This is a genomic window from Rhodococcus sp. YH1 (assembly GCF_009939605.1).
Classification (GTDB): domain Bacteria; phylum Actinomycetota; class Actinomycetes; order Mycobacteriales; family Mycobacteriaceae; genus Rhodococcus; species Rhodococcus aetherivorans.
Map to the genome: position 1 here is coordinate 38,393 of NZ_WVTE01000097.1, position 26,847 is coordinate 65,239.

General features: G+C 73.0%; 27 protein-coding genes. 16 read left to right on the plus strand and 11 right to left on the minus strand.

The window, feature by feature from the left end; all coding sequences use genetic code 11:
- Positions 1-24: 24 nt before the first annotated feature.
- Positions 25-987 carry a diacylglycerol/lipid kinase family protein gene (locus tag AIIKEEIJ_RS09385; protein ID WP_006942718.1) on the minus strand — a complete coding sequence of 321 codons (963 nt, stop codon included), beginning with the start codon at positions 985-987 and terminating at the stop codon, positions 25-27.
- 47 nt (positions 988-1,034) lie between these two features.
- On the opposite strand from AIIKEEIJ_RS09385, the gene AIIKEEIJ_RS09390 reads away from it, so the two are divergent.
- A complete protein-coding gene (locus AIIKEEIJ_RS09390; protein ID WP_006942719.1) occupies positions 1,035-1,463 on the plus strand; it encodes a hypothetical protein in 429 nt (142 codons plus the stop codon).
- On the opposite strand, the gene AIIKEEIJ_RS09395 is transcribed toward AIIKEEIJ_RS09390, so the two are convergent.
- Complete coding sequence (locus AIIKEEIJ_RS09395; RefSeq protein ID WP_006942720.1) at positions 1,433-1,933, minus strand: GNAT family N-acetyltransferase; 501 nt, start codon at positions 1,931-1,933, stop codon at positions 1,433-1,435. The two genes, AIIKEEIJ_RS09390 and AIIKEEIJ_RS09395, sit on opposite strands and share 31 nt — an antisense overlap.
- A gap of 95 nt (positions 1,934-2,028) precedes the next feature.
- On the opposite strand from AIIKEEIJ_RS09395, the gene AIIKEEIJ_RS09400 reads away from it, so the two are divergent.
- A complete protein-coding gene (locus tag AIIKEEIJ_RS09400; protein ID WP_006942721.1) occupies positions 2,029-2,817 on the plus strand; it encodes a ParA family protein in 789 nt (262 codons plus the stop codon).
- A gap of 25 nt (positions 2,818-2,842) precedes the next feature.
- Here AIIKEEIJ_RS09400 and AIIKEEIJ_RS09405 read toward each other — a convergent pair whose 3' ends face one another.
- Positions 2,843-4,060: an Rv3212 family protein gene (locus AIIKEEIJ_RS09405; protein WP_006942723.1), complete on the minus strand. Its 1,218-nt coding sequence runs from the start codon at positions 4,058-4,060 to the stop codon at positions 2,843-2,845.
- 9 nt (positions 4,061-4,069) lie between these two features.
- Complete coding sequence (locus AIIKEEIJ_RS09410; RefSeq protein ID WP_006942724.1) at positions 4,070-5,674, minus strand: DEAD/DEAH box helicase; 1,605 nt, start codon at positions 5,672-5,674, stop codon at positions 4,070-4,072.
- A 205-nt stretch (positions 5,675-5,879) separates the two neighbouring features.
- On the opposite strand from AIIKEEIJ_RS09410, the gene AIIKEEIJ_RS09415 reads away from it, so the two are divergent.
- Together AIIKEEIJ_RS09415 and AIIKEEIJ_RS09420 are read left to right on the plus strand one after the other, a co-directional pair.
- Positions 5,880-6,584, plus strand: a complete 705-nt coding sequence (locus AIIKEEIJ_RS09415) for a ferritin-like fold-containing protein (protein ID WP_029544591.1) — start codon at positions 5,880-5,882, stop codon at positions 6,582-6,584.
- Positions 6,585-6,630: 46 nt separating this feature from the next.
- Positions 6,631-6,861: a DUF3107 domain-containing protein gene (locus AIIKEEIJ_RS09420; protein ID WP_006942731.1), complete on the plus strand. Its 231-nt coding sequence runs from the start codon at positions 6,631-6,633 to the stop codon at positions 6,859-6,861.
- A 106-nt stretch (positions 6,862-6,967) separates the two neighbouring features.
- Here the strand turns inward: AIIKEEIJ_RS09420 and AIIKEEIJ_RS09425 are convergent, their stop codons facing one another.
- Positions 6,968-7,645, minus strand: coding sequence for a TetR/AcrR family transcriptional regulator (locus AIIKEEIJ_RS09425; RefSeq protein ID WP_006942732.1), 678 nt, complete (start codon positions 7,643-7,645; stop codon positions 6,968-6,970).
- 226 nt (positions 7,646-7,871) lie between these two features.
- On the opposite strand from AIIKEEIJ_RS09425, the gene AIIKEEIJ_RS09430 reads away from it, so the two are divergent.
- From AIIKEEIJ_RS09430 to AIIKEEIJ_RS09440, 3 genes are all read left to right on the plus strand, one after another.
- A complete protein-coding gene (locus tag AIIKEEIJ_RS09430) occupies positions 7,872-8,918 on the plus strand; it encodes a DUF3152 domain-containing protein (protein WP_373566439.1) in 1,047 nt (348 codons plus the stop codon).
- Between the two features lie 49 nt (positions 8,919-8,967).
- Positions 8,968-10,143: an adenylyltransferase/sulfurtransferase MoeZ gene (gene moeZ / locus AIIKEEIJ_RS09435; protein ID WP_037200995.1), complete on the plus strand. Its 1,176-nt coding sequence runs from the start codon at positions 8,968-8,970 to the stop codon at positions 10,141-10,143.
- A 96-nt stretch (positions 10,144-10,239) separates the two neighbouring features.
- Positions 10,240-11,094, plus strand: coding sequence for a TIGR02569 family protein (locus AIIKEEIJ_RS09440; protein WP_006942736.1), 855 nt, complete (start codon positions 10,240-10,242; stop codon positions 11,092-11,094).
- On the opposite strand, the gene AIIKEEIJ_RS09445 is transcribed toward AIIKEEIJ_RS09440, so the two are convergent.
- Positions 11,091-11,756, minus strand: a complete 666-nt coding sequence (locus AIIKEEIJ_RS09445) for a FadR/GntR family transcriptional regulator (RefSeq protein WP_006942737.1) — start codon at positions 11,754-11,756, stop codon at positions 11,091-11,093. The two genes, AIIKEEIJ_RS09440 and AIIKEEIJ_RS09445, sit on opposite strands and share 4 nt — an antisense overlap.
- Before the next feature lie 55 nt (positions 11,757-11,811).
- Between AIIKEEIJ_RS09445 and AIIKEEIJ_RS09450 the strand changes: the two genes are divergently transcribed.
- The 7 genes from AIIKEEIJ_RS09450 (at position 11,812) to AIIKEEIJ_RS09480 (ending at position 21,276) form a co-directional block, all read left to right on the plus strand.
- Positions 11,812-13,113, plus strand: coding sequence for an MFS transporter (locus AIIKEEIJ_RS09450; protein WP_043797064.1), 1,302 nt, complete (start codon positions 11,812-11,814; stop codon positions 13,111-13,113).
- A 96-nt stretch (positions 13,114-13,209) separates the two neighbouring features.
- Positions 13,210-14,679, plus strand: coding sequence for an MFS transporter (locus AIIKEEIJ_RS09455; protein WP_161995519.1), 1,470 nt, complete (start codon positions 13,210-13,212; stop codon positions 14,677-14,679).
- A 44-nt stretch (positions 14,680-14,723) separates the two neighbouring features.
- A complete protein-coding gene (nirB, locus tag AIIKEEIJ_RS09460; RefSeq protein ID WP_161995520.1) occupies positions 14,724-17,237 on the plus strand; it encodes a nitrite reductase large subunit NirB in 2,514 nt (837 codons plus the stop codon).
- Between the two features lie 56 nt (positions 17,238-17,293).
- Positions 17,294-17,716, plus strand: coding sequence for a nitrite reductase small subunit NirD (gene nirD / locus AIIKEEIJ_RS09465; protein ID WP_006942743.1), 423 nt, complete (start codon positions 17,294-17,296; stop codon positions 17,714-17,716).
- Positions 17,713-18,870: a uroporphyrinogen-III synthase gene (locus tag AIIKEEIJ_RS09470; protein ID WP_006942745.1), complete on the plus strand. Its 1,158-nt coding sequence runs from the start codon at positions 17,713-17,715 to the stop codon at positions 18,868-18,870. The genes nirD and AIIKEEIJ_RS09470 overlap by 4 nt, the downstream gene beginning before the upstream one ends.
- 46 nt (positions 18,871-18,916) lie before the next feature.
- Positions 18,917-19,621: a sirohydrochlorin chelatase gene (locus AIIKEEIJ_RS09475; protein WP_006942747.1), complete on the plus strand. Its 705-nt coding sequence runs from the start codon at positions 18,917-18,919 to the stop codon at positions 19,619-19,621.
- A 152-nt stretch (positions 19,622-19,773) separates the two neighbouring features.
- Complete coding sequence (locus tag AIIKEEIJ_RS09480) at positions 19,774-21,276, plus strand: FUSC family protein (RefSeq protein WP_338020929.1); 1,503 nt, start codon at positions 19,774-19,776, stop codon at positions 21,274-21,276.
- A gap of 12 nt (positions 21,277-21,288) precedes the next feature.
- Here the strand turns inward: AIIKEEIJ_RS09480 and AIIKEEIJ_RS09485 are convergent, their stop codons facing one another.
- Together AIIKEEIJ_RS09485 and AIIKEEIJ_RS33630 are read right to left on the minus strand one after the other, a co-directional pair.
- Complete coding sequence (locus AIIKEEIJ_RS09485; RefSeq protein ID WP_161995521.1) at positions 21,289-23,025, minus strand: NTP transferase domain-containing protein; 1,737 nt, start codon at positions 23,023-23,025, stop codon at positions 21,289-21,291.
- 45 nt (positions 23,026-23,070) lie between these two features.
- Complete coding sequence (locus AIIKEEIJ_RS33630; RefSeq protein ID WP_006942753.1) at positions 23,071-23,199, minus strand: hypothetical protein; 129 nt, start codon at positions 23,197-23,199, stop codon at positions 23,071-23,073.
- A gap of 61 nt (positions 23,200-23,260) precedes the next feature.
- Here AIIKEEIJ_RS33630 and AIIKEEIJ_RS09490 point away from each other — a divergent pair, with 61 nt between their 5' ends.
- Positions 23,261-24,697: an aminotransferase-like domain-containing protein gene (locus AIIKEEIJ_RS09490; protein WP_029544575.1), complete on the plus strand. Its 1,437-nt coding sequence runs from the start codon at positions 23,261-23,263 to the stop codon at positions 24,695-24,697.
- A gap of 6 nt (positions 24,698-24,703) precedes the next feature.
- Here AIIKEEIJ_RS09490 and AIIKEEIJ_RS09495 read toward each other — a convergent pair whose 3' ends face one another.
- The 3 genes from AIIKEEIJ_RS09495 to AIIKEEIJ_RS09505 are packed head-to-tail and all read right to left on the minus strand — an operon-like array spanning position 24,704 to position 26,316.
- Positions 24,704-25,000: an MGMT family protein gene (locus AIIKEEIJ_RS09495; protein WP_006942757.1), complete on the minus strand. Its 297-nt coding sequence runs from the start codon at positions 24,998-25,000 to the stop codon at positions 24,704-24,706.
- Positions 25,001-25,777, minus strand: coding sequence for an alpha/beta fold hydrolase (locus AIIKEEIJ_RS09500; protein WP_161995522.1), 777 nt, complete (start codon positions 25,775-25,777; stop codon positions 25,001-25,003). It abuts the gene before it with no gap.
- On the minus strand, positions 25,774-26,316 hold the full coding sequence (locus tag AIIKEEIJ_RS09505; protein ID WP_185712830.1) for a winged helix-turn-helix transcriptional regulator: 543 nt from the start codon (positions 26,314-26,316) through the stop codon (positions 25,774-25,776). The genes AIIKEEIJ_RS09500 and AIIKEEIJ_RS09505 overlap by 4 nt, the downstream gene beginning before the upstream one ends.
- A 52-nt stretch (positions 26,317-26,368) precedes the next feature.
- Here AIIKEEIJ_RS09505 and AIIKEEIJ_RS09510 point away from each other — a divergent pair, with 52 nt between their 5' ends.
- The gene (locus AIIKEEIJ_RS09510; protein WP_029544569.1) at positions 26,369-26,779 is read left to right on the plus strand and encodes a PaaI family thioesterase; all 411 of its coding nucleotides are present in this window, start codon (positions 26,369-26,371) and stop codon (positions 26,777-26,779) included.
- Positions 26,780-26,847: the final 68 nt, after the last annotated feature.

Here is a 26,847-nt window from a genome sequence, read left to right on the forward strand (position 1 = left end):
CGGGAAACGAAAATGTAACCCGGATCACGTACGGGCGTCGGCGCGCCCGGGACACGGGGCCACGACGTCGAGCACGGCGGGCACCGACACGAACTCCACTTCGGTGCGAAGGCCCAGGTAGTCGCCGTCGACCTGCAGGCCGATCGGCCGGGACGACACCGCCTGCACCCGCGCGACGTCGTCGACGCGCACCAGGCGACGGGAGTTCGGATCGCCGCGCCGCGCGAGCAGCTGGCGGACCACCCGCAGGCTCGCGAACACCGCCGTCGTCGTCATCGCGAAGACTCCGAGCCCGGTCTCGAACGAGGTGCCCGGGTTGGTATGCACCGGGCGCTTGTCGAGGTAGGTCCATGGGCTCGAATTGGAGACGAACGCGTAGTACACGCCCGGGATCGGTGGCCGGCCGGGCAGCGTCAACGTCAGCGCGGGTTCGGCGCCCTTCGACTTGAAGAACTGCGTGATCGAATGCGCGACGTAACGCGCGGTGGTGACCTTCCGCCCGCCCAGCCGGCTCAGGTCGATGGCCTCGCACACCTGCGCGTCGAGCCCGAGTCCCGCATTGAAGACGAACCACCGGCCGTCGCAGTGGCCGAGGCCGATCCGGCGGGTAGTGCGCTGGGCCAGCAGGTCGAGCAACTGCTCGGTCGCCGTCACCGGATCGGCGTCCACGCCCAGCGACCGGGCGAAGACATTGGCCGAGCCGCCGGGGACCACCGCGAGCAGGGGGAGAGTGGGGTCGGCCACCCGTTCCGACGGGGTGCCGAGCAGGCCGTTGACGATCTCGTTGACGGTGCCGTCGCCGCCGTGCGCGACGACGACGTCCATCCCGTCGGCGTGCGCCGAGCGGGCCAGTTCGGCGGCGTGCCCCCGATGGGTGGTGTGGGCGACGGTGAGGGAGACCCGGTCGGCGAGCGCACGGGCCAGCCGGTCGCGACCGGCCGGAGTGGTGGTCGTCGCGTTGGGGTTCACGATCAGCAGTGCGCGCACGGAGCATCAGCCTAAGTGGTCTCGTACGGGTCCACTACGCTGGCCGGGTGTCCACCGAGTCGCCACGCAGCACCGTTCCGTCGACCGTTCGAGCCGCGGGTGGTCTCGTCGTCCTCGAAGGCGTGATCGCCATCGGCTTCGCTGTGGTCTCGGTGGTCCGGGCCCTCACGGGCGGGCACGACCAGACGGTCGGCAACGGCTACGGCCTCGCACTGTGGCTGGGGATCCTGTTCGGCGGCGTGCTCGCGGCCGGGATCGCGCTGCTGCGGGGCAAGCGGTGGGGGCGGGCCGTGGCGATCGTCGCCCAGCTGTTGCTGCTGCCGGTGGCCTGGTCGCTGCTGACGGACTCCCACCAGGTCGTGCTCGGCATCCTGCTCGCCCTGATCGTGGTGCCGGCGCTGGTGCTGCTGTTCAGCCCGCCGACGACGCGCTGGCTGGCGCAGGACTACGCCCCGGACGCCGACGACGTGGCCTGATCTCCGCCGAGCGCGGCGAGTGCCTGCCCGCTGAGGCGGAAGGTGGTCCACTCGTCCTGCGGGACGGCGCCGAGCGAGCGGTAGAACCCGATCGACGGCGTGTTCCAGTCCAGCACCGACCAGCTCAGGCGGCTGTAGCCGCGGTCGACGCATTCGCGGGCCAGTGCCGCGAGCAGAGCGCGGCCGTGGCCGTGGCCCCGGTGCTCGGGCCGGACGTACAGGTCCTCGAGGTAGATGCCGTGCACCCCGTCCCAGGTGGAGAAGTTGCGGAACCACAGCGCCATGCCCACCACCGTTCCCTGTGCGTCCTCTGCGACGTGGGCGAACGCGGCGGCGTCCCTGCCGAACAACGCCGTGTGCAGCTGCTCGGGCACGACGGTGCACTCGGCGCGGGCCTTCTCGTACTCGGCCAGCTCGTAGACGAGGGCGGTGAGGGCGTCGACGTCGGCGGGACGGGCGCGGCGGATCACGATCGGGGGCCTTTCGTGGGGATCGGCGACCCGCCGGACGGCGGAAGTCGCGGTCGATTCTCGCGTTCGGACGACTTTTAGGCGAGGATCGTTCCGTGACAACGGTACTTGCGGTGGCAAATCAGAAGGGTGGCGTCGCGAAGACGACCACCGTCGCGTCTCTGGCGGCCGCCCTGGCCGGGTTGGGGCAGCGGGTGCTCGTCGTCGACCTGGACCCGCAGGGATGCCTGACATTCTCGCTCGGGCACAACCCCGACCGGCTCGAACGCTCGGTGCACGACGTGCTGGTCGGGGCGGCGGAGGCCAAGGAGGTTCTGCTCGACACGGACGAGGGCTTCACGTTGCTGCCCGCGACGATCGACCTCGCCGGGGCCGAGGCGCTGCTGCTGATGCGGCCGGGGCGGGAGTTCACCCTCCGGCGGGCGCTGGCCCCGCTGCTCGACAGTTTCGACGTCGTCGTGATCGACTGCCCGCCGTCGCTGGGCGTGCTCACGCTCAACGGCCTGACCGCCGCGCAGTCCGTGCTCGTGCCCCTGCAGTGCGAGACCCTCGCGCACCGCGGCGTCGGGCAGCTGCTGCGTACCGTCGCCGAGGTCAAGCAGATCACCAACCCCGACCTCGAGCTCCTCGGTGCCCTGCCGACGCTCTACGACGCCCGCACGACGCACAGCCGCGACGTGCTCGCCGACGTCGCCGACCGGTACGACATGCCGGTGCTCGCGCCGCCGATCCCGCGCACCGTGCGCTTCGCGGAGGCGTCGGCGTCGGGGGCGTCGGTGCTCGCCGGCCGGAAGAACAAGGGCGCCGAGGCCTATCGCGAGCTGGCCGAGAACCTGCTCGCCCACTGGCGCGACGGCAAGAAGCTGGTCACCTTCACGTCGTGAGGTGCGCGGTGAGTTCCTCGGGGGCTCATCGCAGCACCACGACCTGCGGCCCGCGCTGCTCGAGCACCGAAGTCCCGGCGACCGCCACGTTCACCACTCCCGCCTCGTCGCGCACGACCGGAATCCGGCCCTGCACCGCCCCGGTGGCAGGCTCGACCACCGCGAGGGCGTCGCGCACCGGCAGCAGCAGGGCCCCGGCCATGGCGGCGCCGGTGCCCGTCGTCCCGGGCAGCGTCCACCGCGGCACCAGGTCGTCGCCGCCGAGGGCGACGGTCTCCGTGCCCGACCACCACGTGAGGAACGAACCCTGCACCGCGGCGGGGAACACCGCGTCCGGCGTCGCCGCGGCCGACAGCGGGTGCCGGGCGGTCAGCGTGCCGGCGGCGTCGTATCCGGCGAGAACGGGCCCGGACGAGGCGGTGGGCGGCAGGTACAGCACCGTGCGCTCACCGCTCACCGCGACGACGCGCGTACCCATGTCGTCCGGCCCCAGTTCCGGCAGCACCGACGAGGCGATCTCCTTCGGCTGGGAGTCTGCCTCCGGGGTCGTCTCGAGCAGCGTCAACCGGTCCGCCTCTTCGCCCGGGCAGCGTTCGACGACCGCCAGCCGGGTGCTGCTGGCCGCGGCCGAGCGCAGCGTGCACCCGTTGCGGGGTTGCGCCCCCGGCACGACGGGCGCGTCCACGCGCCCGTACTCGAGCGTGCGCACGAGATCCGACCGCCACAGTTCGAGGCGGGTGTCGCCCCGCGAGATCACGTGGGTGTCGGCGGCGGTGAGGGTCACTGCGTCGTCGGCGTCGCTGGAACGCTGCGCCCCGCGCATCCCCGAATCGGGGACCAGCTGGGTCACCTGGCTGCATCCCCGCTGGTCGCGGTACACCGCCACGGCGGTGCGCCAGTCCTCCACGACCCCGCACAGCGGCATGTCGCGGCCGTAGCGCCACAGCTCGGCGCCCGAGTCGAGGGCGCGGCCGGTGACCGTGCCGCCGTCGCCGGTGACCACGACACCTCCGACCGCGATCGGACGGGACGTCGCACCGCTGGGGGCCCGCCACGCCTCCGTCAGCGTCGACGGCACCGCCGTCGCGGACGCCGGCGCCTCGGGTGCCGCGTCGGTCGTGACGGACACGGTGCCGCGTGCGTCCGACCGCAGCCAGACGACGCTCGCCGCCGCGACGACCGCGACGGCGAGCAGGAGGGCTGCGATCAGGTCCGCCCGGGTTCTGCGCTCCGGTGCGAGCATCGCGGCCGACTACTGGGCAGCCGAGGCCGTGACCGTGTCGCTCTTCGCCGTCGCGGAGGAACCGCCGCGGCGCCGGCGCCGGCGCCGGCGTGCGGGCGCCGCCGTCCCGTCCCCGGAGTCCTCGGCCTGCTCCGACGCGGCGCTCGTGTTCTCGGGTCCGGTGTTCTCGGCACTTCCGGAGTCGGGCCGGCCACCGCGGGTGCGCCGGCGGACCCGGGTGCGCTTGGGTCGTGCCGCGTCCTCGGCGGCCTCGGCGGCCTCCTCGCGGGCGGGCCGCTCCGCCGGCGCCTTGCGGACCGTGCCGGTCGTGCCTTCGGGGATGCCCAGCTCCTCGAACAGGTGCGGCGAACTCGAGTACGTCTCGACCGGGTCGGACAGGCCGAGGTCGAGGGCCTTGTCGATGAGCTGCCAGCGCGGGATGTCGTCCCAGTCGACCAGGGTGACGGCGATGCCGGTGCGCCCCGCCCGGCCGGTGCGGCCGATGCGGTGGACGTAGGTCTTCTCGTCCTCGGGGCACTGGTAGTTCACGACGTGGGTGACGTCGTCGATGTCGATGCCGCGGGCGGCCACGTCGGTGGCGACGAGCACGTCGATCTTGCCCTTGCGGAACCTGTCGAGGGCCTTCTCCCGGGCGATCTGCCCCAGGTCGCCGTGCACGGCTCCGACGGCGAAGCCGCGCTCGGCAAGCTCGTCGGCGACCTTCTGCGCGGTGCGCTTGGTGCGGGTGAAGATCATCGTGGCGCCCCGGCCCTCGGCCTGCAGCACCCGCGCCACCAGCTCCGCCTTGTCGAGTGCGTGCGCGCGGTAGACGAGCTGGTTGGTGCGCTCGTGCACCGCGGAGGACTCCGGCTCCTCGGCCCGGATGTGCGTCGGGCGCGTGAGGAAGGTGCGGGCGAGCGTGATGATCGGGCCGGGCATCGTCGCCGAGAACAGCATCGTCTGGCGGCGGTCGGGCACCATGCCGAGAATGCGCTCGATGTCCGGGAGGAAGCCGAGGTCGAGCATCTCGTCCGCCTCGTCCATCACCAGGATGCCGATCTTGCCGAGGATCAGGTGACCCTGGTTGGCGAGATCCAGCAGGCGGCCCGGGGTCCCGACAACGACGTCGACGCCCTTCTTCAGCACGTCGACCTGTGTCTCGTACGGGCGCCCGCCGTAGACGGACAGGACCTTCAGCGGTCCGTCGGCGCCGCGGAGGTACTTGGCGGCGTTCTCGAGGTCCTGCGTGACCTGCAGGCACAGCTCGCGCGTCGGCACGATCACCAGGGCGCGGGGCGTTCCGTCGAGGGCGGTGGTGCCGGACGCGGTGGTGGTGAGGCGGTGCAGCAGCGGGACACCGAACCCGAAGGTCTTGCCCATGCCGGTGCGCGCCTGTCCGATCAGGTCGTCGCCGGCGAGGGCGAGGGGGAGCGTCAGCTCCTGGATGGCGAAGGTGCGCTCGATGCCCATCTCGGCGAGAGCGCGGACGATCTCGTCCCGCACGCCCAGCTCGCCGAACGTGGGCGGGGTGTGGGTGGAGTCGAGTTGTGCCGACACCGTGGTTTCGGTGGCGTCGTCTTCGTGGTCGACAGTGATCTTGCTCAGGGGTCTGGCCTTCCTGGTCTCGGCACGCACGCACGAGTGGAGAGGCGACCGGCCTGCGCCTCAGCGAGAGCGACCGGAACGGGCTCTGCGAGGCGCGGCAGCGATCTGCGATCGGGTGCGCGCACATCATCGGTGAAGTCCGCGGGGCCGGTGGTCGGCGCCTCGAGGCGCGGCCTTCCAGGACCATTGTACCGTGAGCCGCGCGGTCACCGGCTGGGTACTACGCTGTGTCGTCATGGGAGCCGAAACGTCGCCGTCCGCCGCAGAGTCTCGTCCACCCGCCGCTCCGGCGCGCGTCCCGGCCGATCATCCCGGCGTCGCCGAGTTGTTCGCGGTGCTCGCCTACGGTGAGATCTCGGCCTTCTACCGCCTCGCCGACGATGCACGGATGTCGCCGAGCCTGCAGGGGCGGGTGGCGTTCGCGAGCATGGCCGCCGCGGAAATGAGCCACTTCGAGACGCTGCACGCCGCGCTCACCGCGCGCGGCGTGGAGATCTACACGGCGATGGAGCCCTACCGGCGCGCCCTCGACGCGTACCACGCGTCCACGAACCCCTCGAACTGGCACGAGTCGCTGGTCAAGGCGTATGTCGGCGACGGCATCGCCGCCGACTTCTACCGCGAGATCGCCGGCACCCTCGCCCCCGAGGTGGCGGAGGTCGTGCGGGAGGTCCTCGCCGAGACCGGGCACTCGGAGTTCGTGGTGCACGAGGTGCGCGAGGCGGTGCGGCGCAGCGCGGCCGACAAGGACCGGCTGATGCTGTGGGGACGGCGGCTGCTCGGCGAGGCCATCACCCAGGCGCAGTACGTGATGGCCCAGCGTGAGGACCTCACCGATCTGGTGATCGCCGCGTCCGGTGATCTCACCGACATTGCCGCGTTGTTCGACCGGATGCAGCTCGAGCACGCCGAGCGGATGGCGGTGCTGGGACTGCACTAGCCTGGGCGGGGACAGCTGTAGAGCCCTGAGAGTTCGGAGGTCGACCGTGGAGGTCAAGATCGGTGTTGCGGACAGTCCCCGCGAGCTCACCGTGATCAGCGAGCAGACGCCCGACGAGGTCGAGTCGCTCGTGGCGCAAGCCCTGGCCGGCGAGAAGGACGGCGTGCTGACACTCGTCGACGAGAAGGGCCGCAAGCTCATCGTGCAGGCGGCGCGGGTCACCTACGTCGAGATCGGCCCCGCCGACATTCGCAAGGTCGGGTTCGCGGCGACCTAGAACGACGGCATCACGACGAAGGGCCGGGGCTGCTGCCCCGGCCCTTCTGTCGTCGCGGGCGCGGCCCCGGCCCTGGGGTCGGCGCCGTCTGGTCGGCGCCTTCCGGTTACCGCCTGCGCAGCTCCGGCTGCAGCGGCACGTGCGAGAGTCCACCCCAGGCGAGAGCGACCGTGGTGTCGACGGCGTCCTCCTTCGGAATCGGCCGGGCGGCCTCGAGCCAGTAGCGGGCGGTGAACTGGCTGGTGCCGACGAGGCCGACCGCCAGGATGCGCGCCCGGTAGGGGTCCAGACCGGAGTCGTGGCTCACCAGGTCGAACACCGCGTCGACGCATGCCTCGGTGGCCTGCTCCACGCGGTGGGCCACCTGCGGCTCGCCCATCAGGTCCGATTCGAACACCAGACGGAAACCCTGCGAGTCGTTGTCGACGAAGTCGAAGAACGCCTGCACCGCGGCGCGGACGCGCTGCCTGTTGTCGGTCGTCGACCGCAGGGCCTGGCGGACTCCGGCGATCAGGCTGTCGACGTAGCTCTGCAGCACAGCGCAGTACAGTTCGAGCTTGCCGGGAAAGTGCTGGTACAGCACCGGCTTGCTGACCCCGGCGCACTCGGCGATCTCGTCCATGCCGGCCGCGTGGTATCCGCGGGTGACGAAGACTTCGCTGGCTGCAGCGAGGAGCTGGACCCGGCGCTCGTCCCGCGGCATCCGGGCGCCGCGTCGAGTGCCGGTGCCGTTGCCCGAGCTGGTGGCGCGGCCGGACGATGTCCGGGCTGCGAGTTCGGTCATGTCGCTCCCAATCCGAAAAATTCGTCGAAGTGATGCCTACCACTACGACGTGCAATCGTCTCTGCACGTTACAGGCCGGGGGGCCTCGAGGTGCCGTGCACCCCTACCCACGAGTATCCCAGCCGAAGGCCCACTGTGCGCGGCGCCACATCGGCGTGGCGGCGGTCGGCGCCCGCGCTCGGCGACCCGGCACGGCCGGCGACGGCCGTATGAGAGTCTGGCAACCGTGACCGACCGAGCAGGAGCCGGCGTGACGGACACACCGCGCCGCCCGGTGCGCAGTCCGCACCGGACACCCGAGGACCGGACGTCCGACCGGCGACGCAGCCGCGCCCCTTCCCACCAGCCTCTGCGAGCTCAGTGGGATCCCGTCTCGGGCGGGGAGAAGGTTCCTCGCCCGCCGCGCCCGGACCGCGGGGTGCGCAGGCAGACCCGGCTCGGCCGGTTCGTCGCGACCTACGGATGGCGGGCCTACGCCATCCCCGTCCTCGCGGTCCTCACGGTGATCGTCCTGGTGGATGCGCTGCGTACCGGTGGCAGCACGCCCGAGGCCACGGCGGCCGGGGACGCGGCGGCCGCATCCGGCGACGTGGTGGGCGTGCCCGCGCCGGTCGCGGACGGCACGTTCCCCGCCGATCTGCCGTCCGGCGCGCTCCCGGACGGCGGGCCGTTCACGGTGGCCGGCGCCGGCACCTGGCGGGTGGTGCCCGGGACCAGCGGTCAGGTCGGCACCGGCCGCGTCTACACCTACACCGTGGAGATCGAGGACGGGGTCGACGCCACCGGCTACGGCGGCGACGCGGCGTTCGCCCGGATGGTCGACGAGACCCTGGCCAACCCGAAGAGCTGGACACAGGACCCGGCGTTCGCGTTCCGTCGCGTCGATCAGGGCGTGCCCGACTTCCGGGTGTCGCTGACGTCCCAGATGACGATCCGGCAGGGCTGCGGGTACGACATCGAGCTGGAGGTGTCGTGCTACAACCCGGGCCTGGGCCGGGTCCTGCTCAACGAGCCGCGGTGGGTGCGTGGCGCCGTCGCATTCCAGGGTGACATCGGCTCCTACCGTCAGTATCAGATCAACCACGAGGTCGGGCACGCCATCGGCTTCGCCGCCCACGAGGGGTGCGGCAGCGACGGGGGCCTCGCGCCGATCATGATGCAGCAGTCCTTCGGCACCGCCAACGACGACATCGCCGGCCTCGATCCCGAGGGCCTCGTCCCCCGCGACGGACTCACCTGCAGGTTCAACCCGTGGCCGTATCCGCGGGCGTGAGGATGGGACAATCGGGTAACCGCCCGATCGAGCCGGCCGAGGAGCTGTCGTGAGCCCATTACCACCTCTGGTGGAACCCGCTGCGGACCTGACGCGCGAGGAGGTGGCCCGCTACAGCCGGCACCTGATCATCCCCGGGGTGGGGGTGGTGGGGCAGCGGCGGCTGAAGAACGCGCGGGTGCTGTGCATCGGCGCCGGCGGCCTGGGTTCGCCGGTGCTGCTCTACCTCGCCGCGGCGGGTGTCGGCACCCTCGGCATCGTCGAGTTCGACGATGTCGAATCGTCCAACCTGCAACGGCAGGTGATCCACGGGATCGCCGACGTGGGCCGCCCCAAGGGGGAGAGCGCCCGCGACACGATCCGCGGGATCAACGACAACGTGGAGGTGCGGCTGCACCCGGTGCGCCTGGACCCCGGCAACGCCGTCGCACTGTTCGAGCAGTACGACCTGATCCTCGACGGCACCGACAACTTCGCCACCCGTTACCTCGTCAACGACGCCGCGGTCCTCGCCGGCAAGCCGTACGTATGGGGGTCGATCTTCCGGTTCGAGGGACAGGTGTCGGTGTTCTGGGAGGCCGCACCGGACGGGCGGGGGCTGAACTACCGGGACCTGTACCCGGAGGCGCCGCCGCCCGGGATGGTCCCGTCCTGCGCCGAGGGCGGCGTGCTCGGGGTGCTCTGCGCGTCCGTCGGGTCGATCATGGCCACCGAGGCGGTCAAGCTGATCACCGGCATCGGCGAGTCGCTGCTCGGACGCCTGATGATCTATGACGCTCTCGCGATGAGCTACCGGACGGTGACGTTGCGCCGCGACCCGGGCCGGGTGCCGGTGACCGAGCTGGTCGACTACGAGTCCTTCTGCGGTGTGGTGCCGGACGACGGCGCAGCCGCCCTCGCCGAGTCCACCATCACCCCGACCGAGCTGCGCCGGCTGCTCGAGTCGGACCGGGAGATCGAGCTGATCGACGTGCGCGAGCCGGTCGAGTGGGACATCGTCCACATCGAGGGGGCGCGGCTGATCCCGAAGGACCGCATCCTCTCCGGCGAGGCGCTGGCGGAGCTGCCGCAGCACAGGCCGATCGTGCTGCACTGCAAGACGGGGATCCGCTCGGCCGAGGCCCTCGCAGTGCTGAAGGAGGCCGGTTTCGCGGACGCCACGCATCTGCAGGGCGGGGTGCTCGCGTGGGCGCAGCAGGTGGACCCTTCGCTGCCCGTGTACTGAGGGGAATACGGGGAAGATAACGATGCGGGAATGGTGTCCCCGGGTAACGGAGTGCCTTCCCCTCAACGGGGCGGCGCCGACTGTACGGTGTGCCCCGTGAGTCCCCTCGAACCCCCGCAGCACGTGCGCTCGACCTTCGGCCTCCGCGACGTCGAACCGGTCCCGCTCGGGGCGGACTGGGACGGTGGCTGGCGGTGCGGCGACGTGGTGCTCTCGCCGGTCGCCGACCATGCCCGCGCAGCGTGGTCGGCGAAGGTGCGCGAGACCCTCGGGGTCGACGGGGTGCGACTGGCGCGGCCCGTCCGCTCCACCGACGGCCGCTACGTCGTCTCCGGTTGGCGCGCCGACACCTACATCGTGGGCACCTCCGAACCGCGGCACGACGAGGTGGTGGCCCTGTCGCTGCGGCTGCACGCGGCCACCGCCCAGCTGGAGCGGCCGCGCTTCCTCATGCAGCCGCCCGTGGCGCCGTGGGAGGACGTCGACGTGTTCGTCGCCGCCGACCGCGCGGCGTGGGAGGCGGTGCCCCTGCGCACCGCCCGCGCCGCCGGCGCCCCGGAAACCGTCACTCCCGACGGACGCAAGAGCATCGACCTGATCAACCAGCTCGCGACGCTGCGCAAGCCGGTCCACCTGCCCGATCAGCTCGTGCACGGTGACCTGTTCGGCACCGTGCTCTTCGCCGGCAGCGCCGCGCCGGGCCTGACCGACATCACCCCCTACTGGCGGCCCGCGTCGTGGGCGGCCGGTGTCGCCGTCGTCGACGCGCTGTCGTGGGGCGGGGCCGACGACGAGCTCATCGGCCGGTGGGAGGACCTGCCGGAATGGCCGCAGATGCTGTTGCGCGCGGTGATGTTCCGGCTCGCCGTGCACGCCCTGCATCCGCGCTCCACGGAGGAGGCGTTCCCGGGGCTGGCACACACCTCGGATCTGGTGCGGCTGCTCCTCTAGCCTTCGCCGCCGCGCAGCTCCCCGAACATCGCGAGCGCGGCGGCGGTGGCGCGGCCGGGCTCTCCCGCGACGACGGCGAGCACCAGCTCGCGGTGCTCGTCGTGGAACCCCGCCCCCGTCTCGTCGACGCGGCGCCGGATCGTCTCCTCGATGACGGGCAGCAGCGAGTCGTAGAACTCGAGGTACACGGCGTTGTGGCTGGCCTCGACGATTGCGCGGTGCAGGGCGACGTCGGCGGCGAGAGCGGCGGCCGAACGCGGGTCGGCCCACGCGCGCATCCGCGCGTCGAACAGTTCGGTCAGGTGCGCGGCGTCCGCGTCGGTGCGGCGCCGGGCGGCGAGCGCTGCGGCGGTGACGTCCAGCGCCTGCCGCAGTTCGAGCACGTCCTGCTCGTGGGCGTCGGCGAAGTAGGTGCCGAGAGCGCTGCCCACCTCCGAGGTGGCGACGACGTAGGTGCCCGAGCCCTGCCGCCGCTCCAGCAGCCCCGAGTGCACGAGCGCCTGCACGGCTTCGCGCACGGTGTTGCGGCCCGTCCCGGTCAGCTCGGCCAGGGCGGGTTCGGGAGGGATGCGGGTGCCCACCGCCCAGGCGCCGGTGCGGATCTGGTCGCGCAACTGCTCGGTGACCTGGGCGATGAGGCTGGTGCGTCGCACGGTGCGCATGGGGATCCTTCCTGCATCCGGAAAACACCTTCGACGATAGACGTCGGGTCATCCTATGATTTCGCTCGTGGCTGTCACCGGTGCCGGATCCTCGTCCCCGTCCCTCCTGCGGGGACGGCTCCTGGTCTTCGTTGCGATCGTGATGTCCGCGCTCACGTTGCGCCTCGCCGTGACCTCGTTCAGCCCGCTCGCCGAGCAGATCCGCGCCGAGCTCGGTTTCGCGCCCGCCGTGGTGGGCGTGTTCGGCATGGTGCCGACCGCGATGTTCGCGGTGTTCGGGCTGCTCACCCCCGTCATCGCGCGCCGGGCCGGGCTCGAGGCCACGGCCCTCGTCGCGATGCTGGCCGCCGGATTCGGCATGGCAGCGCGCGCGCTGACCCACGAGACGTGGACACTGCTCGCGTTCTCCGCGCTCGCGCTCGCCGGGATGGGGGTCGGCAACGTGGTGATCCCGCCACTGGTCAAGAGGTACTTCTCCGACCGGCTCGCGGTCGTGAGCACCGTGTACATCGTCGGTGTCCAGATCGGGACGGTGCTGCCGGCCCTCGCGGCGGTCCCCGTCGCCGAGGCCGCCGGGTGGCGCTGGTCCATCGGGCTGTGGGCGGCGTGGGCGTTCGCCGCGGCGATCCCGTGGATCGGCGTCCTGTACCGGGCCCGCGGCACGCGTCCGGCTGCCGGCGACGCGCCGCACTCCCAGCCCACGCCCGGCCGGGTGTGGCGCTCGCCCGTCGCGTGGGGCATGGCCGGCATGTTCGGCATGACCTCGCTGATCACCTACTCGATGTTCACCTGGATCCCCGCGGTGCTGCTCGACGCCGGCGGCAGCGAGGCGCTCGGCGGCGCCATGATCGCCCTGTTCTCGTTCGTCGGCCTGACCGCCTCGTTCGTCGCTCCCGCCGCGTGCGCCCGCATGCGGGATCCGTTCCCGCTCGTCGTCGTGTGCGTGGCGTGCTACGCGGTGGGGTTCACCGGTCTGCTGCTCGCGCCGCTGACGGCCACGGCGCTGTGGGTGCTGGCGATCGGCGTCGGGCCGACCACGTTCCCCATGGCGCTCACCCTGATCAATCTGCGCACCCGCACCCACGCAGCGTCCGCCGCCCTGTCCGGCTTCACCCAGGGTCTCGGCTACACCGTCGCGTGTCTCGGCCCGGTGCTGGTCGGTGTGCTGCGCGAGGCCACCGGCGGCTGGACGGCGCCGTTCGCGTTCCTCGGGTGTGCGGCGCTCGTGGTGCTCGTCGCCGGCCGGGTCGCCTGCCGGCCCCGGTACGTCGAGGACACCTGGGGCGGTTCCGGTGCCGGTCCACAGCCCGCGAGCACCCGCGGCGCCGACCTCACGGAGGCCTCCTGCCGCAGGTGAGCATCTCTTGACGCGGCAGTCACCGAGGGCAGCACCGCGGCAACACCCGTTTCCTACCTTGGGTCCATCGATACCGACCCGAGGAAGGGGCATGGGGTGGCCGCAACGACCGGAGTATCACCGACCGAAGGCCTGCGTGCGAAGTTCGCGCGCAAGCACCGCATCGAACACTGGGACGCCGAGGACACGGCGGCATGGGAAGCCGGCGGCAAGGAGATCGCGAAGCGGAACCTGATCTGGTCCGTCCTGGCCGAGCACGTCGGCTTCTCCGTCTGGTCCATCTGGTCCGTGATGGTGCTGTTCATGCCGGCCGACGTCTACGGCATCGATCCCGCCGGCAAGTTCTTCCTCGTCGCGGTGCCCACCCTCGTGGGCTCGCTGCTGCGCATTCCCTACACCGTCGCCACGGCCCGGTTCGGCGGTCGGAACTGGACGGTGTTCAGCGCGCTGGTGCTGCTGATCCCCACCCTCGCGGCCCTGTACCTGATGCTCAACCCCGGCTTCTCGTACACCACCTTCCTGGTGGTGGCCGCGGTCGCCGGACTCGGCGGCGGCAACTTCGCCTCGTCGATGACCAACATCAACGCCTTCTACCCGCAGCGGCTCAAGGGCTGGGCGCTGGGCCTGAACGCGGGCGGCGGCAACATCGGCGTGCCGGTGGTCCAGCTCGTCGGCCTGCTCGTCATCGCCACCGTCGGCAACACCGAGCCGTGGATCGTGTGTGCCGTCTACCTGGTGCTGTGTGCCTTCGCCGCGCTCGGCGCGGCCCTGTTCATGGACAACCTCGGTGACCAGCGCGCCGACCTGCGGGCGATGGGCGAATCCCTGAGGTACCGCGACTCGTGGATCCTCAGCTTCCTCTACATCGGCACCTTCGGCTCCTTCATCGGCTTCAGCTTCGCGTTCGGGCAGGTGCTGCAGATCAACTTCCTGGCCGGGGGCGCGACCGCCGCCGAGGCCTCCCTGCACGCCGCGCAGATCGCGTTCATCGGCCCGCTGCTCGGCTCGATCGCCCTGCCCCTCGGCGGCAAGCTGGCCGACCGGATCGGGGGCGGCCGGATCACGCTGTACACGTTCGCGGCAATGGCCCTCGCGGCGGGACTGCTCGTCACCGCCGGCACCCTCGACGACGCCACCGCCGGCGCCGCCACCGGCGGCATCATGGTGACCTTCGTCCTCGGGTTCATCGCCCTGTTCCTGCTCTCGGGCATCGGCAACGGCTCCGTCTACAAGATGATCCCGTCCATCTTCGAGGCCAAGGCGCAGAGCCTCGACTCGCTCGACCGGGCCGGGAAGGCCGCATGGGCGCGCAGCATGTCCGGCGCCCTGATCGGATTCGCCGGCGCCATCGGCGGACTCGGCGGCGTCGGGATCAACCTGGTGCTGCGCGCGTCCTACAGCAGCGAAGCCAAGTCGGCGACCATGGCGTTCTGGGTGTTCCTCGCCTTCTACCTGGTCTGCATCGTCGTCACCTGGGCCGTGTTCCTGCGCCGACCCACCGCCCCGCCCGCGGAGACGCCCGCACCGCGCGACGTCACCGCCGACACGGTGGCCACCCGCGTCTGACCGCGGCCGGCCCCCATCACGTACGCAAGGAAGAAGGAAACGGTATGAGCCACAAGTCTGTTGTCGTCGTCGGACACGGCATGGTGGGCCACCGCTTCGTCGAGGCGCTGCGCGCCCGCGACGAGAAGAACCTCTGGTCGGTGACGGTGCTGTGCGAGGAACCGCTGCCCGCCTACGACCGCGTGGGACTGTCCTCCTATGTCGGCTCGTGGGATTCGAAGGAACTCGCCCTCGCCGGCAACGAGTACGAGGGCGACGACCTGGTCGAGCTGAGGATCGGCACCCGGGCCGCGGCGATCGACCGTGCCGGGCGCACCGTCACCACCGACGCCGGTGAGGTGATCGGGTACGACGCGCTCGTCCTGGCCACCGGCTCGTACCCCTTCGTCCCGCCGATTCCCGGCAAGGATCTGGCCGGGTGCTTCGTCTACCGGACCCTCGACGACCTGGACGGCATCCGGGCCGGCGCGGAGCGGGCCGCTCCGGGAGCGGTCGGCGTCGTCGTCGGCGGCGGGCTCCTCGGCCTCGAGGCGGCCAACGCGCTGCGGATGCTGGGCATGACGCCGCACGTCGTCGAGTTCGCCCCCCGGCTCATGCCGCTGCAGGTCGACGAGGGCGGTGGTGCGCTCCTCGCCCGGCTCGTCACCGATCTCGGGCTGACGGTGCACACGGGCGTCGGCACCGCCGGCATCACCGAGGGTCCCGGCGGGTTGAGGGTGGAACTGTCCGACGGGTCGGTGATCGACGCCGCGCTGCTCGTGTTCTCCGCAGGCGTCCGTCCCCAGGACGGGCTGGCCCGCGACGCGGGGCTCGAGCTGGGCCCGCGCGGCGGTGTCCGCACCGACCTCGGCTGCCGCAGCACGACCGACGACGCGGTCTACGCGATCGGCGAGTGCGCGGCCGTCGAGGGCACCTGCTACGGCCTCGTCGCCCCCGGCTACAGCACGGCCGAGGTGGTGGCCGACCGGCTCCTCGGCGGCGCCGCCGAGTTCCCGGGCGCCGACCTGTCCACGAAGCTCAAGCTGCTCGGCGTCGACGTCGCGAGCTTCGGCGACGCGCACGCCACCACTCCCGGCGCCCTCGAGGTCGTGCTGTCGGACGCCGCGAAGGGCACCTACGCCAAGCTGGTCGTCTCGGACGACGCGAAGACACTGCTCGGCGGCATCCTCGTCGGCGACGCCTCCGCGTACGGGTCGCTGCGGCCGCTCGTCGGCCGGGAGCTGCCCGGCGACCCCGCGGCGCTGATCTCCCCGGCGGGAGAGAAGCCGGGCGCCGGGTCGCTGCCCGACGACGCCGAGGTGTGCTCCTGCAACGGAGTCACCAAGGGGACGATCTGCGGTGCCATCGCGGACGGCGCGTGCGACATCGCCCAGGTCAAGGCCTGCACCGGCGCCGGCACCACGTGCGGCGGCTGCCTGCCCACCGTCAAGCAGCTCCTCGCGGCGTCCGGTGTGGTCATGTCGAAGTCCTTGTGCGAGCACTTCGAGCAGTCCCGGGCCGAGCTGTTCCAGATCGTGCAGGCCACGAACACCCGCACGTTCTCGGCACTGATCTCCAAGTACGGCCAGGGGACCGGCTGCGACATCTGCAAGCCCGTCGTCGCCTCGATCCTCGCCTCGACCGACTCGGACCACATCCTGGGCCGGCAGCAGGCGGCGCTGCAGGACACCAACGACCACTTCCTGGCCAACATCCAGAAGAACGGTACCTACTCGGTGGTGCCGCGGATGCCCGGCGGGGAGTGCACCCCCGAGCAGCTCATCGTCATCGGCGAGATCGCCCGCGACTTCGGCTTGTACGTCAAGATGACCGGCGGCCAGCGCATCGACCTGTTCGGTGCGCGGGTCGAGCAGCTGCCGCTCATCTGGCAGCGGCTCGTCGACGCCGGCATGGAATCCGGCCAGGCGTACGGCAAGTCCCTGCGCACCGTGAAGAGCTGCGTGGGCTCGACGTGGTGCCGGTACGGCGTGCAGGACTCGGTCGGCATGGCGGTCGACCTCGAGCTGCGCTACCGCGGGCTGCGCTCACCGCACAAGCTCAAGTTCGGCGTTTCCGGCTGCGCCCGCGAGTGCGCCGAGGCGCGCGGCAAGGACGTCGGGGTGATCGCCACGGAGAACGGCTGGAACCTGTACGTGTGCGGCAACGGCGGCCAGTCGCCCAAGCATGCGCAGCTGCTCGCCGGTGGTCTCGACGACGAGACGCTCGTCAAGTACATCGACCGGTTCCTGATGTTCTACGTGCGCACCGCCGATCGCCTGCAGCGCACCGCGCCCTGGCTCGAGTCCCTCGAGGGCGGGCTCGAGCACCTCCGGGCGGTGGTGTGCGAGGACAGCCTCGGCATCGGCGACGAGCTGGAGGCGGCGATGGCCAAGCACGTCGCCGGGTACCGGGACGAGTGGAAGGGAGTGCTCGAGGACCCCGAGAAGCTGTCCCGGTTCGTGTCGTTCGTCAATGCGCCCGAGGTGGCCGACCCGACCGTGCGGTTCGACGACTCGGGCAGGCGGAAGGTGCCGGTGCTGGTCGGAATGCCCTCTTACCGTGAGGGAATCTCGGGTTAACGCCCGAGAAACACCGGCCCCGGAGAATTCCGTCCGTAGTTCCAAGGAGGACATTCATGACCGTCATCGAGACGCACACCCCCGAGCGCGCGTCGCGTGCCAGCGTGTACGACGGGCGTCTGGAGTGGACGTCGGCGTGCCCGCTCAGTCACCTCATCCCCGGCCGCGGCGTCGCCGTGCTGTTGCGCGGCGGCGAGCAGGCCGCGCTGTTCCGGCTCGACGACGGCAGTCTGCGGGCGGTGGGCAACTTCGATCCGTTCGGCCGCGCCGCGGTGATGTCGCGTGGGATCGTCGGCGACCGCAGCGGCGAGCCCACCGTCGCCTCGCCGCTGCTCAAGCAGGTCTTCTCGCTGGACGACGGACGCTGCCTCGACGATCCGTCGGTCCGCCTGCCCGTGTACGACGTGCGGGTGTGGGCCGGTGTCGTCCAGATCCACAGCCTCGTGCCCGTGCACCGCGGTTACGGCGAGCGTTCGTGAGCGAGGACAACGCGCCGCTGCACGGCTTCACGATCGGCATCACCGCCGCACGCCGCGCCGACGAGTTCGCCACCCTGCTCACCCGGCGCGGCGCGGAGGTTGTCCACGCACCCGCCATCCGCATCATCCCGCTCGCGGACGACGCCGAGCTCGAGCGCGTGACGCGCGACATCCTCGACACCCCGCCGGACATCACCGTGGCCACCACGGCGATCGGCTTCCGCGGCTGGATGGGGGCCGCGGACGGCTGGGGCCTCGCCGAGCAGCTCGGCGAGGCCCTGGGCGGCAGCCGCATCCTGGCCCGCGGGCCGAAGGTCACCGGCGCGATCCGGGCCGCCGACCTGCGGGAGGAGTGGTCGCCGGCGTCGGAGTCGTCCGCGGAGGTGCTCGAGCACCTGCTGGCCGAGGGTGTGGAGGGGGTGCGGATCGCGGTGCAGCTGCACGGCGCCCGCACCGAGTGGGAACCCGGCGCGGACCTGTGCGAGGTGCTGCGCGACGCCGGTGCCGACGTGGTGGCGGTCCCGGTGTACCGGTGGACCCCGCCCGACGACCCCACCGCGCTGGACCGGCTCATCGAGCAGATCGCCGACCACAGCATCGACGCGGTGAGCTTCACCAGCGCGCCGGCCGTCGCGTCGCTGCTGATGCGTTCCAAGGCCACCGGCATGCTCGAGTTGATGCTGCGCGCGCTGCGCACCGGGGTCACCGCGGTGTGCGTGGGGCCCGTGACGGCCGCGCCGCTGGTCGAGCTGGAGGTGCCGGTCTCGGCACCGGCCCGGGCCCGGCTCGGATCCCTCGCCCGGCACCTGGCCGAAGAGCTGCCGCGGCGCGCCCACCGCATCGAGGCCGGGGGGCACGTCCTCAGCGTCCGCGGCCGCTGCGTCGTGGTCGACGGCGAGATCCGCTGCCTGGCGCCCGCCGCGATGGCGCTGATGCGCACCCTCGCCGCCCGGCCCGGCCGGGTCGTCTCGCGTGAGGAACTGCTCGCCGCGCTGCCCGGCGGCGGCGGCGACACCCACGCCGTGGAGACCGCCGTGGCGCGGCTGCGGTCCGCGCTCGGCGCCCCCACGATCGTGCAGACCGTCGTCAAGCGTGGCTACCGGCTCGCGGTCGACCCGGTGGGCTGCGCCGACAAGGAATACCCGCTCGGCTAGGGGCATCGTCTCCGGCCGACCCCGTTCCGGATCAGGAGTTGTGACCATGATCGACCCGGCCCTGCTGCTCGTCGCTCACGGCACGCGCAATCCGCGCGGCGTCGAGATGATCGCGTCCCTCGCCGACGCCGTCTCCCGCGACGTGGGCGCCACCCGCGTCGCGTTCGTCGATGTCCTCGGACCCTCGCCGGCGGAGGTGCTGCGCGATTCCGGCCGGCCCACCGTGCTGGTGCCCGCCTTCCTCGCCTCCGGCTACCACGTGCACGCCGACGTGCCACGCGAGGTCGCCGACAGTGGGCATCCCGCCGTGGCGGTCACCCGCGCGCTCGGACCCGACCCGGTGCTCGCACGGGTGCTGCTGCACCGGCTCTCCGCGGCCGGCTGGAAACCCGGTGACGCGGTGGTGCTCGCCGCGGCGGGCTCCTCCGACCCCCGCGCCCTCGGCGACGTGCGACGGGCCGCGGACATGTTGTCGGCCCTCGCGCGCGTCGCCGTGCGCGTCGGGTACGTCGCCACGGGTGCCCCGCGCGTGCCGGACGTCGTCGCCGGACTGCGCGCCGCGGGTGCGCGCCGGGTGTTCGTCGCCTCGTACCTGCTCGCCGACGGGCTGTTCCACGCGCGTCTCGCCGATGCGGGCGCCGACGGGGTGGCGGCCCCGCTCGGGGTGCACGACTCGATCGTGCGCCTGGTGGCCGAGCGGTACCGGTCGGCGGCGACGGCGCTGCTCGCCGGAGGCCCGCTGCGCGGGTGACCTTGCCGACACGGCGCCGCCGACCGCGGGTGCGCGCCGTATCGTCGATCTTCGTGTCCGAAGCGGTGACAGATCCGGGAGCCGGGTCCCGGAGTGACGCGGCGAGCCCGCCGATCCCGGCGCCGGGGCCTGCGCGGACGCTCCTGCTCGGGGTGCCCCGGCGGGGCCGGCGCTGGCCGGGTGCCCTGCGCGCGGCCGCCGCGGTAGCGCTGCCCGGCCTGGCAGGCCTCGCGCTCGGTCACGGGCCCGTCGCCGCGACGGCCGCCCTCGGGGCGTTCGCCGTCGTCTACGGCGAGGGCCGCGCCTACCGGGCGCGGTGGCAGGTGGTGATGGTCGTCGCGGCGGTGCTCGTCGCGTTGGCCGGTCTGGGCGCCGGTGTCGGCACGCTCGTGCATACGGGTTCGGAATGGACGTGGCTGCTGCTCGTGGCGGTGATGACGGCGGTCGTCGCCGTGGGCGCCTTCCTGGTCGACGCGCTGCGCTTCGGTGCACCCGGTGCGTTCCTGCCGCTGCTCACCCTGGAGATCGCGGCGGCACTGCCGAGCGCCGGCGTGCCGGTCGGTGCGGTCGTGTCGTGGACCGCGGCCGGCGCGGGCACGGCAGTGGTGGTGTCGATGTCGGGCGCGGTGGCCCGGCCCCGCGCACCCGAGCGTGCCGCGGTGGCGGCGGCCGTGGAGGCCGTCGACGCCTGCCTGCGCGCCCCGGCGGAGACCGGGCCGCGGCACGAGGCGGTCCGGGCGCTGCACGCCGCGTGGATGTGCCTGCACGACGGGCGGCTGGGCGGGGGCGCGCATCCGCTGACCCGGACGCTCCGAGCGGCGCACCTGCGGCTCGCGACGGTCGTCGCAGGAACCGACGAGGGTGCCGCCTCCGAGACCGACGATCTGCGGCCGCAACCACCGCTGCCGCGCCCGTCGGCGCGATACCGGCTGGCGCGGGCCGCCCGGCCCGGCAGTCGATCCTGGACCATCGTCCTCCGCCTCGTCGTGGCCGGTCCCGTCGCGGGCGCACTGGCGCTCGCGTGCGGTGTCGGGCGGCCGGACTGGGCGGTGATCACGGCGGCGATGGTGCTGCATCAGGGACCCGACCGGGTGCTGGGCAGCTACCGGGGCCTGCACCGGTTCGCCGGCACCGTCGTGGGTCTGGGCGTGCTGGCCGCGGTCGTGTGGGCCGCCCCGACGGCCGTCGCGCTCGTCGTGGTGGTCGCGGTGTTGCTCGCCGGAACCGAGGAGTACCTGGTCCGGAACTACGGCGTGGCGATGGTGTTCATCACTCCGCTCGCGCTGCTGCTCGGCGGCGCCGGGGTGCCGCACGACTTCGCCGTGGTGGCCCGCGACCGCCTGCTCGAGACGGTGATCGGCGTGCTCGTCGCCGTCGCGGTGCTGTGGGTCGTGCTGCCGTTCGCGCATCGTCGCGTGCTGCGCTGCGCCGACGCGCGGGTCGCGGAGACGGTCGCCACCATCGTGCAGGCGCGCACGGCGGGGGAGCGGACCGTCCTGCCGGAACTGCGCCGCGACCTCGAGTTCGACCTGCACGCCGCGACGACCGCCGCGATCGTCGCCGCCCACACCGAACCCGGCTGGACCCGCGACCGGTGGCCGGAGCACCGGCGGCTCCACGAGACCGGATACCGGGTCCTCGCGCACCCGGCCTGACCGGCGCGCCGGTCAGTGTGGCAGCGGCACCAGTTCCACCGGATCGCCGTCCGCCGCGCCGGGCGGCACGAGCGCGATCGCCCGTCGCCCGATCAGCCCCGCCAGGTGTGCGGTGCGGATCGCGTTGTCGCACACCCACAGTCCGTCGTCGGTCTGTGTCGCCGGCAGCAGCCGGGTGACGTCGCCGCTCACCTGCGAGGCGTTGGCGAGCGGCGCGGTCCACGGTGGCTCCGGCCGTCGTCCGGTCAGCCCGTCGACGACGGCGGGCAGCATCACCAGCAGCGTCGCGACGGCCGCGACCGGGTTGCCGGGCAGGCCGAGCACCACACGACCGTCCGGCAGCACCGCTGTCACCTGGGAACCGCCCGGCTTGCACCGGACCCGATCGACGACGATCGCCGCGCCGGCGCGGGCCAGCGCCGCCCGCAGCTGGTCGGCGGCCCCGCCGCCGGTCGCCCCGGTGACGACGATCGTGTCGACGTCGGTGGCTTCGCGGAGCAGCCGGTCGAACCCGTCGACGGTGTCGCGCAGGTGCGCCTCGGCGGCGACGGCGGCGCCGCACCACTGCACGAACCGCGGCAGGACGGGGCCGAGAGAATCGCGGGTCTGGCCGTCGCGCAGCGGCCCGTCGCGGCGGATCTCGTCGCCGGTGACGACCACGTGGACCCGGACGGGCCCGCGGACCGGCACCGCGGTCACCTCGCCGCTCAGCGCAGCGGAGACCACCGCCGGGCCCAGGGCAGTGCCCGCCTCGGCGAGCACGTGACCGGGCGCCCAGTCCTCCCCGCGACGGCGCGCGTCGTCGCGCACCGGGGCGCCGGGCATCCGGGTCACGGTGCCGTCGATCACCTCGACGTGTTCGTCGCGCACCACCGTCGTCGCGCCGGGCGGCAGGTAGGCACCGGTGGCAATCCGCGCGGCCTGGCCGTCGTGCAGGGTGAACGGCTCGGTCGCGCCGGCCCGGTGGACCTCGGCGCGCAGCAGCCACGGACCGTCGCCGGCGACGGCGTACCCGTCCATCGCCGACACCGCGGCCCGCGGCAGGGCCTCGGCGGCGACGAGTGGCGCGGCGAGGGTGGCACCCTCCGCCGCCTGGGGCGCCACGGTGCGGACCGGCAACCGCGGCAACGACCGCCGGATCTCCGCGCGGGCGGCGGCGGGGTCGGCCGCGACGAGCCCGGGACGCGCGGCGCGGGCCTGCGCGAGCTCCTGCGGGGTGTCGCAGTCCGCGGTCCCCGCCACCGGAACCGTGACGTAGCGCTCCGGCAGCAGGGCCTTCATCGGCTGATTGGCCGGATCCGTCCCCAGCGCGGCGAGGCGGCCGGCGAGCGCGGGACCACGCCACGCGGCGAGCAGGAACTGGATCCGGCCCGAGTCGTCGACAGCGAACGCCGCGTCGGCTCCGGGGGCGCCGCGCAGGGTCTCCACCAGTGCGGTGACCGTGTCCGCGGTGAGGAACGGCAGGTCGGCGGCGAGGGCCAGCACCACCGGTGCGTGAAGACCCGCGGCGGCGAGGGCGGCGACGGGCCCGGCCCCGGCGGGCTGCTCCTGGACCTGGACCACTGCCGGGTCGAGATCGTCGCGCCGTGGTCCGACGACGGTGATCCGGCGGCACCCGCGCACAGCGGCCAGCGCGATGTCGAGCATGCGCCGGCCCCCGACGACGAGTGCGGGCTTGTCGACGCCGCCCATGCGGGTCGCGCGTCCGCCCGCGACGATGACGGCCTCGACGTCGGTCAGCGAACTCATGAGCTCATGCTGCCCGACGCGGGCCGGCGCGGTGTGCCGGGGCGGTCAGTCGGGCGTGTGGTGACTGCGCGGCGGCCCGCCGATACCGCACCGGCCGCCCTGCGCGGTGTCCAGCACTGTCCAGGTGGCCGCCGCCAGGCTGAGCGCGGTGAGGAGAACGACCAGGAAGATCATGGTCCTATTCTCTCGGGCCGGTGGACCGGAGATTCCGGTCCACCGTGCGAAAGTGGACTGTATGAAGGACGTGTCCGCCACCCCGTCCGCGGCCCGGCTCGCGGCGCTGCTCGGCGACGTCGGAGCCGACCGCGGTCCGCTGTACCGGGCCGTCGCCGCCGCGCTGCGCCGCCGCATCGCCGACGGCCGGCTCCCGGTCGGCGCGCGCCTGCCCGCCGAGCGGGCGCTGGCCGACGCGCTCGGCGTCAGCCGCGTCACGGTGGCCGCCGCCTACGGCGACCTGCGCGACGACGGCTGGGCGCTCACCCGGCACGGGGCGGGCACGTTCGTTGCCGCTCCCGACGGCCGGCAGCCGTGGGGCACCGCGCTCGGCGCCCCCGTGCCCGGCGTGCTGGACCTGGGCAACGCCGCCCCGGAGGCGTCGTCCCTGCTGACCGCCGCCTACGCGGTCGCGCAGACCCGGCTGCCCGACCTGCTGGCCGGTCACGGATACGCGCCGAGCGGCCTGCCCGAGCTGCGTGCCGCCGTCGCGGCGCGGTACACCGCCCGCGGACTGCCGACCGACCCCGAGCAGGTGCTGATCACCGCCGCCGCGGCGGACGGACTCGACGCCGTCCTGCACACCGTCGTCGGGGCGGGACGACGGGTGCTGCACCAGCATCCGAGCCATCCCGGCGCGCTCGAGACGATCGCGGCGACCGGAGCCCAGTCCGTCGCCGTGCCCGTCGACGTCGACGATCCGGATGTGATCGTCGACGAGGCCGATCGCGCCGCGCGGCAGCACGCCCCGACCGTCGCGTACCTGATGCCCGACCACGCCAATCCGACCGGTGCGAGCCTGAGCGTGGCCGCGCGGCGGTCCCTCGCCGCGACCCTGTGGCGGCACCGCGTCCTGACCGTCGTCGACGAGGTCGCCGCGGAGCTGTCGTTCGCCGGCGACGACATCGAGCCGTTCGGGGCGGCGGTCCCGGACGCGGCCACCGTGCACGTCGGCTCGTTGAGCAAGGTGGTCTGGGGCGGCATCCGGATCGGCTGGGTGCGCGGCGACCGGGCGACCGTCGCGCGCGTGCGGGAGGTGCTGCTGCGACGCCAGCTCGGCGTCTCGATCCTCGACCAGCTCGCCGCCGTGGAGTTGTTCGCGCAGTGGCAGCGGATCCTCGACGAGCGCCGCGCCGGGCTGCGCGCCCGTCAGGAGGCGCTCGCCGCGGCCGTCGCCGCACGCCTGCCCGGGTGGCGGTTCGTCCCGCCCGCGGGCGGGTTGTCGCTGTGGTGCCGGCTGCCGGACGGCATCGGTTCCACCCGCCTCGTCGCCGCGGCGGAACGGCAGGGACTCGTCCTGCTGCCGGGCACCCGATTCGGCACCGGCCACGCGTTCGACGACCATCAGCGCCTGCCGTTCACCCGGCCGGTCGCGGAACTGCTCGCCGCGGTCGACGTGCTGGCCGGGCTCGGCGCGGCCGTCCTCGAGCCGCGGCGAGCGGCACCACCGCTGGTGTGAGCCGGCTCAGAAGCGGTGCCGCGCCGCCGCGAGATCGACCCGGCCGTCGCGGATCGGCACGCCTTCGAGCTCGAGCCGGGCGAGTTGCCGGTGGGCCAGGTGCGCGGCGGGCCTTCCGGAGGCCGGGACCACCCGGTGCCACGGCAGGTCCGCGCTGTCGGTCCGCATGATCCAGCCCACGGTGCGCGGGCTGGACAGGCCGGCCGCCGCGGCGACGTCGCCGTAGGTGGTCACGCGGCCCTCGGGGACGGAGGCCACCAGCTCCCGGACGCGTTCGACGTCCGCCTCGCTCGTTGCCGGCATCTACAGCAGCTTCCGGACGAGGGCCGCGGTCTCCTCCGGTCGTGCCTGATCGATCATGTGGTCGCAGTCGATGTCGAGCGCCGTGAGGTTCGTGCCGAGGCGGTCGGCGAGGGCGGCCCGGAACTCGTCGGTCACGTACGGCGGCTGCACCTTCGCGGCCCGCGCGACGATCGTGGGCAGGTGCGCCGGTGGCAGGACGAACTCACACGCCAGCTCGCTCCACGACGTCACCAGGGCGGGAACGCACAGGCGCCAGTTGACCCGGCCCGAGTCGAGGGTGATCAGGTGCTCGGCGAGTTCGGCGTCGAGCAGCGCGGGATCGACCTCGCCCCACGCGCCGTTCGTCTTGTCGGCGCGGGCCTCGGCCGCGTCGGTGTAGTCGGGGTGCTGCACGGTCAGCTCCGCGATCTCGAGCATGCGTTCCGGCGGCAGCCCGATCGCCGGATCCAGTAGCACCAGCCCGCGCACCCGCTCGGGGGCGGTCGCCGCCAGATGCACGGCGAGGGCGCCGCCGAACGAATGCCCGACCACCAGCACCGGACCCGAGGCGTGGGCGTCGAGGACGGCGAGCAGGTCCCGCACGTGCGTCTCGAAGTTCCACGGCGGCGTCCACGGGGAGCGGCCGTGCCCGCGCAGGTCCGGCGCGATGACCCGGGCCTGGGGCAGGTGCTCCGACGCGAGGTGCTCCCAGCGCCGGCCGTGACCGGTGAGGCCGTGCAGGGCGAGCAGCTGCGGACCGTCGGCGGGGCCGAACAGATGGGTGTGCAGTTCGTTCACCCGTCGATTGTGTCAGGGCCGCGGCCGGTTCCGGTGGCAGCCGATGCGCTCGCGCGGGACCGGTGCGGCCGGTCGGCGGGGACAGGCCGGGCTCCCGGACCCGGGGTCGATTCGGTCTCGCGGGCGGTCAGTCCGGCCGTGCCGGCGGGAACGACCACCGCGGCGACGGGCCGGCCGCTCACCCGGTCGCGAACCACCACGGGGGGCCCGTCCTCGTCGGCGCAGTAGCGGTCGCCCCACTGGAGCAGGGCGACGAGGACGGGGAAGAGGTCCAGACCCTTGTCGGTGAGCCGGTACTCGTTGCGGGTGCGGTGTCCGGCCTGCCGGTACGGCACCGGGCGCAGGATTCCCGCGGCTACCAGTTTGCGCAGGCGGTCGGCCAGGATCGGCTCGGACACCCCGACGTGCCGCCGCATGTCGTCGAACCGGCGCACGCCGTTGAACGCCTCCCGCAGGACGAGCAGGGTCCACTTCTCGCCGATCACGTCCAGTGTCCGCTGCACGGAACAGTTCGCGGTGTCCGTCTCCAACCAGCGCATGCATCGAGGCTAAACCCTTGCTAACTGTAATTTCAGAAGTTAGCGTGACGCCATGGACACCACCTCTACCGATCTCCCCGCCGGCAGCGCCTTCCTGCAGGCGGCGGGCCTCGTGCTCGACGAGGTCTCCGGCACCCGGGTCACCGGACACATCGATCTGAGCCGGGACCATCACACTCCGTGGGGCGTCGTGCACGGCGGTGTCTACACCACCGCCGTCGAATCCGCGGCCAGCGTCGGGGCCAGCGCCGCTGTCCAGGACCGCGGCCAGTTCGCGGTCGGGGTGCACAACAGCACCGACTTCCTGCGCTCGAGCACGGGGGAGCGCGTCGACGTCGTCGCCGAACCGCTTCAGCAGGGCCGCGTCCAGCAGCTGTGGCTCGTCACCGTCACCGGCACCGAGAGCGGCAGGACCCTGGCGCGCGGTCAGGTCCGGCTGCAGAACGTTCCGTTGCCCGGCTGACTCGCCGCTCCGCGGCGGTGCGGGATTCGCCGCTTCGCGGCGGTGCGGGATTCGCCGCTTCGCGGCGG